Raw genomic sequence first — 13,843 nt, forward strand, 5'->3', positions numbered from 1 at the left:
CGCTGGAGAGGCCCATGCTCCGGGTGCTGATGTTCCTCGTGCCACTGGCACTGAGCGTCTACGCGTTCATCGACTGCATCAGCACGAAGGATGCCGACATCCGCCACATCCCCAAGCCGCTGTGGGCGATCCTCGTGCTGCTCTTCCCGCTGGTCGGCTCGATCTCCTGGCTCATCGCCGGAAAGAAGCGGCAGGCGGCGGGCGCTTCGCTTTGGCAGGGCGGCGGGCGGCGGCAGTTCGTCGCGCCGGACGACAATCCGGAGTTCCTCAAGTCGCTGGGCGACCAGCCCGGCGACGCGGACAAGGACCGGGGCGAGGACGGCCCGCGGGACACCGGCCGGAGCGGCCCCGACGACGACGAGGACCGCAGGGGCGGCAAGCGGGACGAGGCCTGAGCCTCCCCGATCCTCTCTGCCGTCGGATCCTGACCCAGCGCTGGGAGGCGGAGCCGGGGCAGGTCGTGGTCGTCAGGCCGATGCAGGGAGTACTCGGCTTCCCCGTTCAACTTTGTCCCCCTGGTGAGGCCTCGTCACCCGGCCCGCTCCACGGCTTCCGGAGTCACCGGGGTGAAGAAGTTGACCAGGTTGCCGTCGGGGTCGCGGAAGAGGAAGGCACGGTTGCCCCAGGGCATCGTCGTGGGCTCCTTGACGATGTCGTCCACGAAGCCGACCAGGTTGCGGTGCACGCCGTCCACGTCGTCGACGCGGAACTCGATGATGACGCTGCGGTTGTCGGCCGGGTGGGCGGAGCCGGGGGCGAAGAGCGGCACCGTCCGGGTGCTGCCGATCGCGAGCGTGCCGGAGCCGGTGCGGAGTTCGGCGAAGTCCTCGGTGGCCCAGTTCGCGCGGACTCCGGTGGCGTGCTCGTAGAAGTCGACAAGGCGGGCGACGTCGCCCGTGATGATGCGGATCGAGACGAGGTTCATGGGGTCACTCCTAAATCGGTGGGGCTGGGCTGACGTGACCGCACGCTAGGAGCGATGTAGGTCACCGCCCGGCCGCTTTCCGGCGGAGTGCGGCGGCTTACAGCCGGGTCGGGGCGAGCGGGACGGTGCCGGACGCGGCGACGAGAAGGGGCCGCCCGAACCACGTCGCGGTCGATCGGGTACTGCCGGACGCCCCCGCGGGCACTCCGACCTTCCTGCCCGAGCAGCGGCTCGACCTCGGCACCGCGCTCGCCGCGACCCACCGGCTCCCGCCGGGTCACTCGCCTTCGAAGATCGCCTCGGCGGTTGACGCGGTGACGGCGCGGGCGAGCCAGCGGCTGAGGACCTCGGGGTCGCCGCACTCCGTGACGCGCAGGCGGACGTCGTCGGAGACGTCGAGGCCGCGCTGCTCCAGGACCAGCAGGACGTCCTGAGCGGCGCGGCGCGTCTCGCCTTGTGCGCGGCCTTCGTCGCGGATTTCTTCGGAAATGTAGGACTTGTAGAAGGAGAGGTCCACGGCCACTTCCTCGGTGGTCAGGCCCCCGTCGGCGACGCTACTCATCGACGGGGGCTGACATATGTCAGCGGTTAATGCGCTGAGCGTAAGGGAGTTGGGGGACCCGAAAGCCAGCCCAACCGGTGATGTACACCCAGGCGAGTGAGCCGACGCCGTGGGCGGGTGGGGTGGGGCTTGGTGGTGGTCTTTTCCCCGAGTAGTCCTTGGAGGGATCACCCGCGATCCCGGAGCACGAGAACCCGGGTTCCGGTGTCAGCGCAGGGCCGAGGTGAAGGCGGACCAGGCTGCGTGGCCGACGAACAGGGCGGGGCCGTCAGGGTTCTTGCTGTCGCGGACGGGGACGGCGCCGGGGATATCGGGGGCGATTTCGACGCAGTTGCCGCCGTTGGCGTCGCTGTAGCTGCTCTTGATCCAGGACGCCGCGCTGAGTTCGTGCCTGTCCATGACCCTCGTACCTCTCCATCGCGTCGCTGATCAAGGCGGCGGACTCGGGGGCCGACAAAGCATCCGCCCTGAGCACATCATATGTCTGGCTATGGCGGGCGTAGACGGCTGGATCGTCATTGAAATGGCCACGGTCAAGGGACTCCGAGTAGACCCACTCGTGGCCATCAGGCAGCCTGAGCAGCGACATCGAGCCACTGGGTCGAAGCAGTCCGGGACGGTCGGCGAGAGCGACCTGGACACGGACGTTGGGTCGGCGTCCGATGCGGAGCAGGTGCGCACACTGATCGCGCATGACGGCGTATCCGCCCATGATGTTGCGCAAGCAGCTCTCGTCGAGAACGACGACGTACAGCGGGCCGTCGTCGCACCACAAACGCCGCTGTCGACTCAACCTGGCACGAACACGCTCCTCCAGCGCCTCACCGCTGACGAGTCGCGAGAACAACGCCCGCGCATACTCCTCCGTCTGCAACAGCCCCGGCATGACCCGCTCCTGGTACTCCCGCAGCGCCACCGCCTCCGCGTCCATGTCGGCCCGGCGCTGGAACCAGTCCGGGTGCTCCACCTCCGGATACCAGTCGATCCGCCCCCACAACCGCGCCAGCACCCCACCCGTGCCCAGCAGTTCGTCGCACGTCTTCGCGAACGTGTCCTGCGGCACCCGTGTCCCCGCCTCGACCCGGGCGACGTGCGACCGGTCGCAGGGGATGCGGACCGCCAGCCCCTCCTGCGTGAGCGCCGCGGCCTCCCGGAAATGCCGCAGCACCTCGCCGAACACGGCGGCCGTACTCACGCCCGGGCCACCGGCGTTGCGTCGGCCCACGGCCTCTCCCCCTTTGTGACAGTGGACGAGTGTCACGCGTCAGACGTTGATACCGAAGGTTCCCCTCGGCGACTCTCGATACACCCAGAGTGACGGAGGCTGATGATGGGACCGGTGGATCCGGTGGAACCGGGAACGCTCGTCTACGACCCGCGCACCCGCGAGGTCGGTGAGTACCGGGGCGAGGCGGGGCCCTGCGCGATGCTGCGCCCCGTCGGCGGCGGCCGGGAGTGGCAGGCCGACCCGGCGCTGATCCGGGCGGCGACGGCCGGGGAACGGCTGAGCGCCGGCGTGCGGGCGGCCAACGGCCGTTCGTGCGGCGGCCTGTTGGCGGAACCGCCGCTGGTCGATGTGGGACCGCCGCCCGAGCCGGTCACCGGCTGCGACACCTGCGCCCGGCTGGCCGAGCGGCGCGCACACGCACGGGCCGCCGGGGACGGCAGCGCGGAGACGGATGCCGACGTGCTGCTGGCCCGGCACCAGCGCCAGGAGCACGCCGGGCGCCGTGTCTTCCGGTACGTACCGTTCACGATCGTCCAGGACCCCACGGCACAGCCGGAGTACGAAGCGCGCTGCGTTTCGGGGGACGAGGCCGACTGCGGCGCCTCCTCCGGACCGTGTCAGGGGCCGGAGGAGGTGGAGGAGTGGCAGCGCGGGCACACCCAGGAGACCCGGCACCTGCGCTACCGGCGCTGCTTCGCGGACTACGCGGTGCTGGAGCCGGCGGTCAGGAGCCGGCCGGGTCCTCCTGGAGCCACAGGTCGCACTTGTGGTCCTCGGGGAAGGTCGTCGACACCGTGATCGCCTCGGGAGCGAGTACCTGCACCTTCGGGTACTGGTTCCAGTGCGGGGCGTCCGCCGCGTACGGGACGCCGGTGTGCGCGAAGTTGGTCCAGTATCCGAGTATCTTCGCCGCCAGGGCGTTCTGGGCGGGAGTGCCCGAGACGCCGCCGAAGACGTACCGGATCTCGGAGCCGTGCGGGGCGCCGAGGGGGAAACCGACCGGCAGGTCGAGGTAGTCCATGGCGTGGCGGTCGGCGAACTCGTACTGGTAGGAACGGGTGTGGTCGGCCATCAGCTCCGCCGTGCGGGACTGGAGACAGGCGAACTGGGAGTCGGTGAGGACCGCGCCGAGGGCCTCGGCGGGGGTGCCGTAATCCGTCAGCGGGTAGCGGGCGAGGATCGCGTCGGAGCGGTCGCCGTAGAGGGTACGGACGGCGACCGGGTATCCGGCCGCCGTCAGTTGGCGGCCGGCCAGGTCGTACATGGACGCCACGGTGAGGCGGCCTTCGTCGGCGGTGGTGCCCTGGAGGACGGGGACCCGGTGGAACCGGCCGCTCTCCAGCGCGTCCGTGATCTGCAGCGGCAGGACCCGGCCGTCGACGTTCGGGACCCAGCGGGCCGTGGGACTCAGCGAGGCGGCGAGGAGCTCGTCGGCGGGCTTGCCGCGCAGACAGGCCACGTCGGCGCAGCCCAGGGAGTCGGCCCAGGACGCGCCGGTGCGCTGCTGGGACTCCTGGGTGGGCAGGGGGAAGCCACAGCCGGACTGGGCGATGGCACGGTCGTACAGTCCGAGCGTGCGCGGTGAGACGAGGTGCTGACAGACGCTGCCGCCGCCCGCCGACTCGCCGAAGATCGTCACGTTGCCCGGGTCGCCGCCGAACGCCGCGATGTTCTGCCGCACCCAGCGCAGGGCCGCCTGCTGGTCGAGCAGGCCGTAGTTGCCGGAGACGCCCTCCCGCGATTCTCCGGCCAGGCCCGGGTGGGCGAGGTATCCGAAGGCGCCGAGGCGGTAGTTGAGGGTGACGACGACCACGTCACCCCGGGCGGCGAGGTCACCGCCGTCGTAGAACGCCCCGGAGCCGATCGTGAAGCCGCCTCCGTGCATCCAGACCATTACGGGCCGCTCGCGCGGGGAGCGGTCGGCGGGCGTGTGGACGTTCAGGTAGAGGCAGTCCTCGCTGGGGGTGCCGGGACCGGCCAGGTCGCCCCAGGGGGAGGACGACTCCGCCTGCATGCAGGGGTCGCCGGGGGTCGTGGCGTTCCGGACGCCCGTCCAGCGCTCGGGCGGGGAGGGCGGCTTCCACCGCCGGTCTCCGACCGGCGGGGCGGCGTAGGGGATGCCGAGGTAGGCGTTCGCGGACTCGCCCGCCCCGCCCCGCACCTGCCCGTACCGGGTGGTGACGGTCGTGTCGCCCGCGGTCGCGGCGGGCGCGGCGCCCAGACCGGCCGCCGACAGCAGGAGAGTGCCGGCCAGCACTCCTCGTAAGCGGCGCGTCCAGGACGATGACGGGCCTTGCGCCGTCCTCGTCCTGTCTCTCTCGTGCGGACCGGACATCGGCACCTCCGTGTACGGGTCGGGTAGTGGCACGGTCACCGCAGTGTCGGACCCCTCGCGCGTCCTCCACATCGCGTAAATCACCAGTCCCGGTCGTGTTTCCAGGCCATACCCTCGGCCCGATGACGAACGACCGCCGTCTGCGCACCGTCGACCTGGCCCGCCAGGCCGGGCTGTCGACCCAGCAGATCCGCAACTACGAGGACGCCGGTGTCCTTCCTCCGGCCGGGCGGACCGAGTCCGGCTACCGGGTCTTCGGCGAGCGGCACCGACAGGCCCTGATGACGTACCGAAAGCTCCGGGAGGGGTACGGGCCGGTGCCGGCGACGCGGGTCATGCGGGCCGTGCACGAGGGGGACGTGCCCGGCGCGCTCGCCCTCGTCGACGCCGCGCACGCCGCCCTGCACGAGGAGCGGGGCTCGCTGCGGGCCGCGAGCGAGGCGCTGGAGGCGCTGGCCGATCAGGGGCTCGAACCGCTTCCGGGCCCCGGCGGTCTGCGCATCGGCGAGGTGGCCGCGCTGATCGGCGTACGGACGTCCGCGCTGCGGGTGTGGGAGGCGGCGGGGCTGCTCGCGCCCGGGCGGGAACGCGGCACCGGGTACCGGCTGTACGGTCCCGCCGACGTGCGCGACGCGCGGGTCGTGCGCACGCTGCGCCGCAGCCACTATCTGTTCGACCACATCCGGCCCGTCCTGGACGGCCTGCGGCGGGAGGGCGGCAGCGAGGCACTGCGGGCGGCGATCGCCGCCCGGGAGCAGGCGCTCACGGCGCGCACGCGCGCCATGCTCGCGGGGGCCGGCCGACTGCACGTGTATCTAAGCGACTTGCACCAGGGACACCCCGCGTGATTAATGGGTCACTCACTGACGGCTCATCAGCCTACGGAGGGTCAGGAAGGCGATGGAGAACACCCCGCATCAGGAATTCCAGCCACCCGGCCAGAGAACCCAGCCACCGGGCCAGACAACGCAGCCGCCGGGCCAGAGAACGCAGCCACCGGGTCAGTACGACATCCCGCCACCGCCCGCCGTGCCGCCGCAGGCCGTACGCGGTATCGACCTGCGGGTCAGCAAGCGCCTGCTGTGGGTCGGCGCGGCGGCGTACCCGCTGCGGAACATCACGCGGGTCTACACCTTCACCCTGACGCCCCGGCGCAAGGAAGCCACGCTGCTGTTCCTCAAGCGCACGGCGCTGATCCTGTCGGTGGCCTTCGGCCTGACGATCGTCGCCGGGCTGACGGCACTCGCGGACAGTTCGACGGCCGGCGGCATCCTCACCATCGTCTGGCTGGGGGCCATCGCGGCACTGGTGTTCTGCGTCGTGGAGCTGTTCTCCGTACTGACGGCACCACCCCACTACGTCCTGGCGGTGGAGACGTCCGGCCCGTCCATCGCCATGGTGACCAGTGCCGACCCGCGCCATCTCGACCAACTCGTCGCGCCCATCGTGCAGGCCATCGAGAACCCCGAGGCGGAGTTCCACGTCCAAGTGGAACAACTCCTGGTCAACCCCAGGAACTACTACTTCGGCGACAACGTCAACATGTACGGCGGATCGGGAAACGTGGGGGTGGGTCACTCATGAGCGGCGACAACTACTACTTCGGCGACAGCGTCTCGATGCACGGCGGCCTCGGCAACACCGGCATCGTCAAGAACCAGGCGGCGCCCGCCGCGCCCGAGGCCTCTCCCGCCCTTGAGGCGGCGATCCAGCAACTCGTCGAGCTGGTACGCGAGCTGCGCAACGAGGTGCCACCGGCCAGCGCGCAGTCCATCGACGACTGCCTGCCCGACATCACCACGGCCGCCGACACCCCGCCGCAGCAACGGCACCGCGCCCTGATGGCGGTGGCGGGCATCGCCGCCACGGTGGGAGCTGTCGGCCAGCCCGTCGTCGAGGCCGTGAACAGCGTCCTCGCGCTGCTCGGCGGCTGACGGCGCGGCCCCCGTACCGCAGTTCGAGGGGCCATCCGTTCCGTTGAACCGTGCCGACACACCAGGTGCGCGGTCGCGGGCTCGGCATTCCCTTGGTCGGGTCTGTACATCTGCGAACGGAGACCCCTCGTGCGACTGACCGATATCCACCGCTGCGAGATCCGGCCCGGGCGCCTCGTCGAGTGGACGCTCAGTCCGGCGACCGTCGAGGTCGCGGCGGCGCTGCCCGAGGACGCGCGGCCACCGGCGTACATCCAGGAGTCGCACATCCGGACGGCCCGGTCGGTCCGCGACGACGGTCTGTTCGTGCCGACCTGGCTCGGCACGGCCTTCGACATCCCGGGCCCGGTCGACCTGGACGCGCTGCAGGAGGCGCTGCGCGCCTGGACCCTGCGCCACGAAACGCTGCGCAGCGGCTTCCGCTGGAGCGGCGGGACCGGTGACGCGATGCGCCGGTTCACGCTGGAGGCGGACGCGGTGTCCCTGCACCGCGAGGACGTCGGCGACTTCCCGGACGCGACGGAACTGGCCCGGCACCTCCAGGACCGCTTCGACGGCGTCGCCGACGCGCTGCGCTGGCCCAACCTCATCTACACGGCGGTCGTCCGCGAGGACGGCGCCGGCGTCTACATGGCCTTCGACCACAGCAACGTCGACGCCTACTCCATCTACCGCATCCCCGCCGAGATCAACGAGTTGTACGCGGCCGGCGTCGAGGGCCGGTCCGTGCCGCGTCCGCGGGTCGGCAGCTACGTCGACTTCTGCGTGGCCGAGCGGGCGGACGCCGACCGGATCGACGGCGAGCACGACATCGTGGGCCGCTGGCGGGAGTTCATCCGGCGGTGCGACGGGCGGCTGCCGTCCTTCCCCCTCGACCTCGGCCTGGAGGGCGGCGGCCCGCTGCCCGAGCAGAAGCTGCTGTGCGAGCCGCTGGTGGACGCGTCCGACGCCGCCGCGTTCGAGGCGTACTGCCGTCCCTACGGCGGCAGCCTGGTCGGCGTCCTGGCCGCCACCGCGCTGGTCGTCCACGAGATCGGCGGGGACCCCGTCTACCGCACCGTCGTGCCGTTCCACACCCGGTCGCGGTCCCAGTGGTCGGAGTCCGTGGGCTGGTACGTGGGCGGCGCGCCGATCGAGATCCCCGTGGCGGAGGCCCAGGACTTCCCCGGCGCCCTGCGCACGGTCCGCGCCGAACTCCAGGCCAACCGACGGCTGTCCCGCATGCCGATCGACCGGGTGCTGCGCCTGCTCGGCACGGACTTCCGCCCCACCTCCCCCGACCTGTACTCGATCGTGTCGTACGTCGACGCCCGCGACGTCCCGGGCTCCGCCCGCTGGCCGGACCTGTCGGCCTACGCGCTGCTCAGGGTGTCGTACGGCGACCAGGTGTGCGCGTGGGTGACCCGGCTCCCGGAGGGCCTGTGGTTCGCCGCCCGGTACCCGGACACCGACGTGGCGCACAAGAACCTGCGCCTGTACGTGGAGCGGCTGCGAGACGTCGTCACGAGCGTCGCCCGTTCCCGGCCCCAGGCCGACAGGTCCTAGGGGCGCTCGCCCGGCTCGTCCACCACCGCCCGGCGCAGCACAGCCGTATTGCTGGTGACGGTGCCCTCCTCCACATCCGAGTAGTCCTCGTCGGCCACACTGCGCTCGCCGAGGAACCGGTGGGTCTCCTTGTCGAAGATCCACTCGTCGCGGGTGGGGTTGTCCGGGTCCTCGCGGGTGATCGCGACGCCCTTGCGTCCGGCGGCGTCGACCGCGTTCTCGACGATCGTGACGCCGGGGATGCGGGCGACCGCCCGGTAGAGGGCGGCGCTCTGCTCCGGGGGCACGATGGCGTCCCGGATCAGGTCGGCGACGAGGACGAACATGGCCTGGTTGGTCTCCTGGCCGCTGTACTCGGGGGCCGTCTTCCGCAGCCACTCGTACATCGCGTCGGGGTCGGTGGGCAGGGTGGACAGGTGCTTGTGGTTGGTGGCGACCTCGTAGCCGGGCTCGCCCGGCCGCGCGTCGGCGTCCGTGGTCCACTCGCCCCGGCCTGTCTCCCGCATCAGCCCCTTGCGGGTGCCGTCCACCGAGTGCCAGCTCTCCAGCCGGTGCAGGGGCGGGATCTTCGTCTTCACGCCCTCTCCGGTCTGCGCGTAGGACACCTGGCTGTCCACGTACACGAACTGGTCGTCGCGGAGGGTGCCGTAGCCGTCCTGGTGCTCGGCCGCCAGCGCGATGTCCTCCAGCAGGGCGACCGTGGCCCTGCTGGGTGCCTTGGTGCTCGCGTCGCCGTCGCCGGACGGCAGGAGCACGACGGTGACGGCGGCGGCGGTGGCGACGGCCGCGGCGGCGAGCGCGGGGCGCGGCCACCGGCGTGGGGTGCGGGCGATCTCTTCTTCGTCCCGTCGGATCTCGGTCATCAGACGCTCCCTGAGGAGTCGGTGACGGCCCGGCGGAAGGTCCTTCTCGGGAAGCTGCTTCATCGGTTTCCCTCCCTCATGGGCCCGACCGCGGTGGTGCGGTCACCTTTCATCTGTCCGCGCCCGCCGGCGGGTTCCATGTACTTCGCGAGCTTTGTCCGGGCACGGGAGAGCCGGGACCGTACGGTGCCGACGGGCACCCCGAGCGCCTCGGCCGCCGCCCGGTAGTCGAGCCCCGACCACACGCACAGCGCCAGTACCTCCCGCTCCGGCCGCCGCAACCGCTCCAGCGCGGTGCGGACGAGGGCCAGCTGCGCGGTGTCGTCCACGCGGCCCGCGACCTCGTCGGCGAAGTCGCGCACGGCCTCGTCGCGAGGCAGGCGGGCGACGGCGGCGGCGTGCCGACGGGCGGCGCGACGGGTGTTGCGCGTGACGTTGGTGGCGATGCCCAGCAGCCAGGGCCGCAGGGATCCGCCCTCCTCGTCGAGGCGCCCGCGCAGCCGCCAGGCGTCCAGGAACGTCAGCGAGACGACGTCCTCGGCACTCGCCCAGTCGCCGGTGAGCCGGAAGGCGTGGTTGTAGACGGAGCGCGCGTACGCGTCGAAGAGATCGCCGAAGGCGTCGTGGTCCCCCGCGCGGATGCGTTTCCGCAGATTCGTGTCCACATCCCCTTGCCTGTCCGCACGGCGAAGGCCGGTTCCCGTGACGTGCGTCATGGGAACCGGCCTGGCGGGGCGGGCGCCTGGTGGGGCGTCCGGTTCAGAACCCGACGGACTGGAGGGCGCCCAGGCCCACGTCCGCGTAGGAGTGCTTGCCGGAGACGAAGATGTTGACGCCGTAGTAGTTGAACAGCCAGCAGCCGAAGGCGGCCAGTGCCAGGTAGGCGGCCTTGCGGCCCTTCCAGCCGGCCGTGGCGCGGGCGTGCAGGTAGCAGGCGTAGGCGACCCAGGTGATGAAGGACCAGACCTCCTTGGGGTCCCAGCCCCAGTAGCGGCCCCACGCGTCGCCCGCCCAGATCGCCCCCGCGATGATCGTGAACGTCCACAGCGGGAAGATCGCGGCGTTGACGCGGTAGGAGAACTTGTCGAGGGAGGCGGCGGCGGGCAGCCGGTCCAGGACGGAGCTGGCGAAGCGGCCGGGCTCGCCGCCGGTCGCGAGCTTGTTCTCGAAGCTGTCCTTGAAGAGGTACAGGATCGTGCCGACCGCGCCGACGTAGAAGACCGCGCCGCAGAAGATCGCCGTGGAGACGTGGATGTACAGCCAGTACGAGTGCAGGGCCGGGACCAGCTGGTCGCTGGCGGTGTAGAGGACCGTCACCGCGAGACCGAGGTCGAGCAGGACGGTGGTGGTCAGCGGCAGGCCCAGCCAGCGGACGTTCTTCTTCAGGGCGAGCAGCACCAGGTACACGCCGGCGGCGACCGTCGTGAACGTGATATTGAACTCGTACATGTTGCCCCACGGCGCCCGCTTCACGGACAGGGCGCGGGTGAGCACGCCGCCCGCCTCGATGGCGAAGGCGAGCACGGTGAGCGAGATGGCGATACGGCCGTAGAGGTCGCCCTTCTCGGTGCCGCCGTGCGCGCCGGGCCCGTCGGGCACGTCGCGGGAGCCGGCCGCGGCGCGGACGACGACCTTCGGCCGCTCCAGTACGGCGGTGCCGCCGGCCTTCTGCACGGTGACGGCCGGGGCGCCCTTCGCGTTCGCCTTCCCCTCGGCGGTCGCGGTGAGCGCGGCGGCGGTGCGGCCGACCTTGCTGCGGCTGCCGAAGAGCCACTCGGCGATGTGGGCGAAGAACGCGAGGGTGTAGACCGCCATCGCGGAGTAGATCAGCGTGTTGCTGAGGTTCGCGAGGTTCTCGTTGGCCGCGGCGGCCAGTTGGGTTGCGGTGGCGAGAGTCACTTCTCAGCCCCTTCGGCAGGTACGACGTGGGTGTCGGGGGAATCGGGGGTGTCGTCGTCGTTCTTCGGTGCGTCGGGCGCGCCGGAGGTGTTCGGTGCGCCGGGCGCCTGCTCGTGCAGGAGCGCGGCGAGGTCGCCCAGCTCCTCGGGGACCTTCGCGGACTCACTGCGCCCGAGACCGGCCATCTCGACGACCGTCACGCCGTCGGCGCCCTTGACGGCCCGGACCCAGACGCGGCGGCGCTGGATGAACAGGGAGCCGGCGAGGCCGAAGATGGCGGCGACCGCACCGGCGAGCGCCCAGCCGCTGGCGGGCTGCTGGGTGACCTGGAAACCGGCCCACTCCTGGACGCCGTCGAAGGTGACCGTGCCGGCACCGTTCGGGAGCGTCATGGTCTCGCCGATCTTGAGCTGCTTCTTGAACAGCTCGCCGTCGGAGTCCTTGAACTCCTTCAGGTTCTTCTTGTCGAGCTGGTAGATGCTCTTCGCGAAGCCCGCGTCGACACCGAGGTCGCCGTGGTAGGCGGAGAGCGCCAGCATCGGGTTGGTCAGCGCGGGGAAGGTGGACAGCATCGTGCTGCCCTCGCCGCCGTAGGTGGGCAGGAAGAAGGCGTTGAAGCCGAGCTGTTCCTTCTCGCCCTCGGCGTTGCGGTAGCCGTCCCTGACCATGACGGCACCGGAGGAGGTGACGTTGGAGTCCAGCGGCAGCAGGGCGGTCGCCTCCTTGTCCATGACGACGTTGCCCTTGGCGTCCCTGATGGTGAGGACGGGCGCGTAGCCGTGGCTGACGAGGTAGACCTTGGAGCCGTCGATCTCCAGCGGCTCGTTGACCTTGATGGTGGTCGTCTTCTCCTCGCCGTAGGCGCCTTCGCTGTAGTCGACCTTGGCCTCGTAGACGCGCGGGGTGCCTCGGTTGGGGCCCGTCGCCTCGTAGGTGCCGCGGAAGTTCTTCAGGGAGAAGCTGAAGGGGGCGAGGTCGTGGTCCGGGTCGAAGAGGTTGCCGGACTTGAAGTCGTCGTACTGGGTGAGGGTGTTGGAGAAGCCGTCGCCCTCCAGGATCAGCTTGTTGCCCTCGTACTTGAACAGCTGGCCCCAGGCGAAGGCGATCAGCATCACGATCAGTGCGATGTGGAAGGCCAGGTTGCCCACCTCGCGCGCGTAGCCCTTCTCCGCGGCGACGGCGTCACCGACGGTGTGGGCGCGGAAGCGGCGCTTCTTCAGCAGCGTGAGCGCGGCCTCGCGGACCTGCTCGGGCTCGGCCCCGGTGCGCCAGGTGGTGTACGCCGGGAGCCGGGTCAGGCGCCGGGGGGCGCCGGGGGGGCGGCCGCGGAGCTGGCCGACGAACTGCCAGGTGCGCGGGACGATGCAGCCGATGAGGGAGACGAACAGCAGGATGTAGATCGCGGAGAACCACACCGAGCTGTAGACGTGGAAGAGGCCGAGCGTGTCGTAGAGGGGCCCGAGGATGTCGTGCTTCTCGCGGAAGTCCTCGACCTTCAGGGCGTCGACGCCCTCCTGCGGAATCAGCGAGCCGGGGATCGCGCCCAGCGAGAGCAGCAGGAGCAGCAGCAGCGCCACCCGCATGGAGGTGAGCTGCCGCCAGAACCAGCGGGCCCAGCCGATGACGCCGAGGGCGGGGAGGTTGGGCGCCTCCTCCTTGGGGGCGGTGGAGAGCTGGGAGCCGGCGGCGCCGAGGTCCTGGTCCTCGCCCGCCGAGGTGTCCGTCGGGGTGCCCTTCGAGGCGTCCGTCGGGGTCTTGCCCGTGGTGGTCTTGCTCATCGGTCAGATCCCTACAGTGAAGCCGTTGGACCAGGTCTGCATGTCCTGCACGATGCTGTCCCACACGCCGGTGAGGAGCAGCAGCCCGGTCGCGATCATCATGATGCCGCCGACCCGCATCACCCAGACATAGTGGCGCTTGATCCAGCCGAAGGCGCCGAGCGCCTTGCGGAAGGCGACCGCGGCGAGCACGAAGGGCACGCCGAGGCCGACGCAGTAGGCGACGGTCAGTATGGCGCCGCGGCCGGCGGTGCCCTGGTCGGCGGAGAGCGCCAGGACGGACGCGAGGGTCGGGCCGATGCAGGGCGTCCAGCCGATGCCGAACAGGGCGCCCAGCACGGGGGCGCCGATCAGGCCGTTCACGGGCTTCTTGTGGAAGCGGAACTCGCGCTGGGTGAGCCAGGGCATCAGGCCCATGAAGAAGACGCCCATGAGGATCATGAAGACGCCCAGCACCTTGGTCAGGACGCCCTGGCTCTCCTGGAGCGTCTGGCCGAAGTAGCCGAACAGCGCACCGCTGGAGACGAACACGGCGGTGAAGCCGAGGACGAAGAGCGACGCGCCCGCGACCATCCGGCCGCGCCGGGCCTCTTCGAGGTCGGTACCGGTGACGCCGGTCACGTAGGAGAGGTAGCCGGGGACGAGCGGCAGGACGCAGGGTGAGAAGAAGGAGACGAGGCCGCCGAGCAACGCGATGGGCAGGGCCACCAGCAGGGCGCCGTTGAGCACGGTGCCGTTGGTGCCCGCCACGGCGAGCGTGGACAGTGCGCTCAC

General features: G+C 71.0%; 15 protein-coding genes and 1 pseudogene. 6 read left to right on the forward strand and 10 right to left on the reverse strand.

Features of this window, described 5'->3' with window-relative positions; all coding sequences use genetic code 11:
• The first annotated feature begins 14 nt into the window (after positions 1-14).
• Positions 15-395 carry a PLD nuclease N-terminal domain-containing protein gene (locus tag ACFW48_RS11300; RefSeq protein WP_386312829.1) on the forward strand — a complete coding sequence of 127 codons (381 nt, stop codon included), beginning with the start codon at positions 15-17 and terminating at the stop codon, positions 393-395.
• A 134-nt stretch (positions 396-529) separates the two neighbouring features.
• Here the strand turns inward: ACFW48_RS11300 and ACFW48_RS11305 are convergent, their stop codons facing one another.
• From ACFW48_RS11305 to ACFW48_RS11320, 4 genes and pseudogenes are all read right to left on the reverse strand, one after another.
• Positions 530-925 (reverse strand): VOC family protein, encoded by a 396-nt coding sequence (locus ACFW48_RS11305; protein WP_386312832.1) that lies wholly within the window; start codon positions 923-925, stop codon positions 530-532.
• Positions 926-1,202: 277 nt separating this feature from the next.
• Positions 1,203-1,448 (reverse strand): annotated as a pseudogene (locus ACFW48_RS11310) (hypothetical protein); the annotation flags it as partial.
• A 246-nt stretch (positions 1,449-1,694) separates the two neighbouring features.
• Positions 1,695-1,808 (reverse strand): DUF397 domain-containing protein, encoded by a 114-nt coding sequence (locus ACFW48_RS11315; protein WP_386313065.1) that lies wholly within the window; start codon positions 1,806-1,808, stop codon positions 1,695-1,697.
• Positions 1,756-2,712 (reverse strand): Scr1 family TA system antitoxin-like transcriptional regulator, encoded by a 957-nt coding sequence (locus ACFW48_RS11320; protein WP_386312833.1) that lies wholly within the window; start codon positions 2,710-2,712, stop codon positions 1,756-1,758. The genes ACFW48_RS11315 and ACFW48_RS11320 overlap by 53 nt, the downstream gene beginning before the upstream one ends.
• A gap of 105 nt (positions 2,713-2,817) precedes the next feature.
• Between ACFW48_RS11320 and ACFW48_RS11325 the strand changes: the two genes are divergently transcribed.
• Positions 2,818-3,513: a hypothetical protein gene (locus ACFW48_RS11325; RefSeq protein WP_386313067.1), complete on the forward strand. Its 696-nt coding sequence runs from the start codon at positions 2,818-2,820 to the stop codon at positions 3,511-3,513.
• On the opposite strand, the gene ACFW48_RS11330 is transcribed toward ACFW48_RS11325, so the two are convergent.
• Positions 3,440-4,972: a carboxylesterase/lipase family protein gene (locus ACFW48_RS11330; protein ID WP_386312835.1), complete on the reverse strand. Its 1,533-nt coding sequence runs from the start codon at positions 4,970-4,972 to the stop codon at positions 3,440-3,442. The genes ACFW48_RS11325 and ACFW48_RS11330 overlap by 74 nt on opposite strands.
• 200 nt (positions 4,973-5,172) lie before the next feature.
• Between ACFW48_RS11330 and ACFW48_RS11335 the strand changes: the two genes are divergently transcribed.
• From ACFW48_RS11335 to ACFW48_RS11350, 4 genes are all read left to right on the forward strand, one after another.
• Complete coding sequence (locus ACFW48_RS11335; RefSeq protein WP_386312838.1) at positions 5,173-5,898, forward strand: MerR family transcriptional regulator; 726 nt, start codon at positions 5,173-5,175, stop codon at positions 5,896-5,898.
• 181 nt (positions 5,899-6,079) lie between these two features.
• Positions 6,080-6,634, forward strand: coding sequence for a DUF6232 family protein (locus ACFW48_RS11340; protein WP_386312841.1), 555 nt, complete (start codon positions 6,080-6,082; stop codon positions 6,632-6,634).
• Positions 6,631-6,984: a hypothetical protein gene (locus ACFW48_RS11345; RefSeq protein WP_386312843.1), complete on the forward strand. Its 354-nt coding sequence runs from the start codon at positions 6,631-6,633 to the stop codon at positions 6,982-6,984. Before ACFW48_RS11340 ends, ACFW48_RS11345 begins: the two co-directional genes overlap by 4 nt.
• A gap of 129 nt (positions 6,985-7,113) precedes the next feature.
• Positions 7,114-8,529, forward strand: coding sequence for a condensation domain-containing protein (locus ACFW48_RS11350; protein WP_386312846.1), 1,416 nt, complete (start codon positions 7,114-7,116; stop codon positions 8,527-8,529).
• On the opposite strand, the gene ACFW48_RS11355 is transcribed toward ACFW48_RS11350, so the two are convergent.
• From ACFW48_RS11355 to ACFW48_RS11375, 5 genes are all read right to left on the reverse strand, one after another.
• On the reverse strand, positions 8,526-9,455 hold the full coding sequence (locus ACFW48_RS11355; protein WP_386312849.1) for a CU044_5270 family protein: 930 nt from the start codon (positions 9,453-9,455) through the stop codon (positions 8,526-8,528). The genes ACFW48_RS11350 and ACFW48_RS11355 overlap by 4 nt on opposite strands.
• Entirely contained in the window at positions 9,452-10,045 is a 594-nt protein-coding gene (locus tag ACFW48_RS11360) for an RNA polymerase sigma factor (RefSeq protein WP_386313070.1), read from the reverse strand. Before ACFW48_RS11360 ends, ACFW48_RS11355 begins: the two co-directional genes overlap by 4 nt.
• Positions 10,046-10,151: 106 nt before the next feature.
• Positions 10,152-11,291, reverse strand: coding sequence for a c-type cytochrome biogenesis protein CcsB (ccsB, locus tag ACFW48_RS11365; protein WP_386312851.1), 1,140 nt, complete (start codon positions 11,289-11,291; stop codon positions 10,152-10,154).
• Positions 11,288-13,069 carry a cytochrome c biogenesis protein ResB gene (locus ACFW48_RS11370; RefSeq protein ID WP_386312853.1) on the reverse strand — a complete coding sequence of 594 codons (1,782 nt, stop codon included), beginning with the start codon at positions 13,067-13,069 and terminating at the stop codon, positions 11,288-11,290. The genes ccsB and ACFW48_RS11370 overlap by 4 nt, the downstream gene beginning before the upstream one ends.
• Before the next feature lie 3 nt (positions 13,070-13,072).
• Positions 13,073-13,843 carry a cytochrome c biogenesis CcdA family protein gene (locus ACFW48_RS11375; protein WP_386312856.1) on the reverse strand — a complete coding sequence of 257 codons (771 nt, stop codon included), beginning with the start codon at positions 13,841-13,843 and terminating at the stop codon, positions 13,073-13,075.

The organism is Streptomyces sp. NPDC058812 (genome assembly GCF_042744565.1).
Lineage (GTDB): Bacteria > Actinomycetota > Actinomycetes > Streptomycetales > Streptomycetaceae > Streptomyces > Streptomyces thinghirensis.

Excerpts from the sequence above, each read along its gene's own strand:
- ACFW48_RS11300 (WP_386312829.1), top strand. The coding sequence starts at position 15 with ATGCTCCGGGTGCTGATGTTCCTCGTGCCACTGGCACTGAGCGTCTAC.
- ACFW48_RS11305 (WP_386312832.1), bottom strand. The coding sequence starts at position 925 with ATGAACCTCGTCTCGATCCGCATCATCACGGGCGACGTCGCCCGCCTT.
- ACFW48_RS11325 (WP_386313067.1), top strand. The coding sequence starts at position 2,818 with ATGGGACCGGTGGATCCGGTGGAACCGGGAACGCTCGTCTACGACCCG.
- ACFW48_RS11335 (WP_386312838.1), top strand. The coding sequence starts at position 5,173 with ATGACGAACGACCGCCGTCTGCGCACCGTCGACCTGGCCCGCCAGGCC.
- ACFW48_RS11345 (WP_386312843.1), top strand. The coding sequence starts at position 6,631 with ATGAGCGGCGACAACTACTACTTCGGCGACAGCGTCTCGATGCACGGC.
- ACFW48_RS11355 (WP_386312849.1), bottom strand. The coding sequence starts at position 9,455 with ATGAAGCAGCTTCCCGAGAAGGACCTTCCGCCGGGCCGTCACCGACTC.
- ACFW48_RS11370 (WP_386312853.1), bottom strand. The coding sequence starts at position 13,069 with ATGAGCAAGACCACCACGGGCAAGACCCCGACGGACGCCTCGAAGGGC.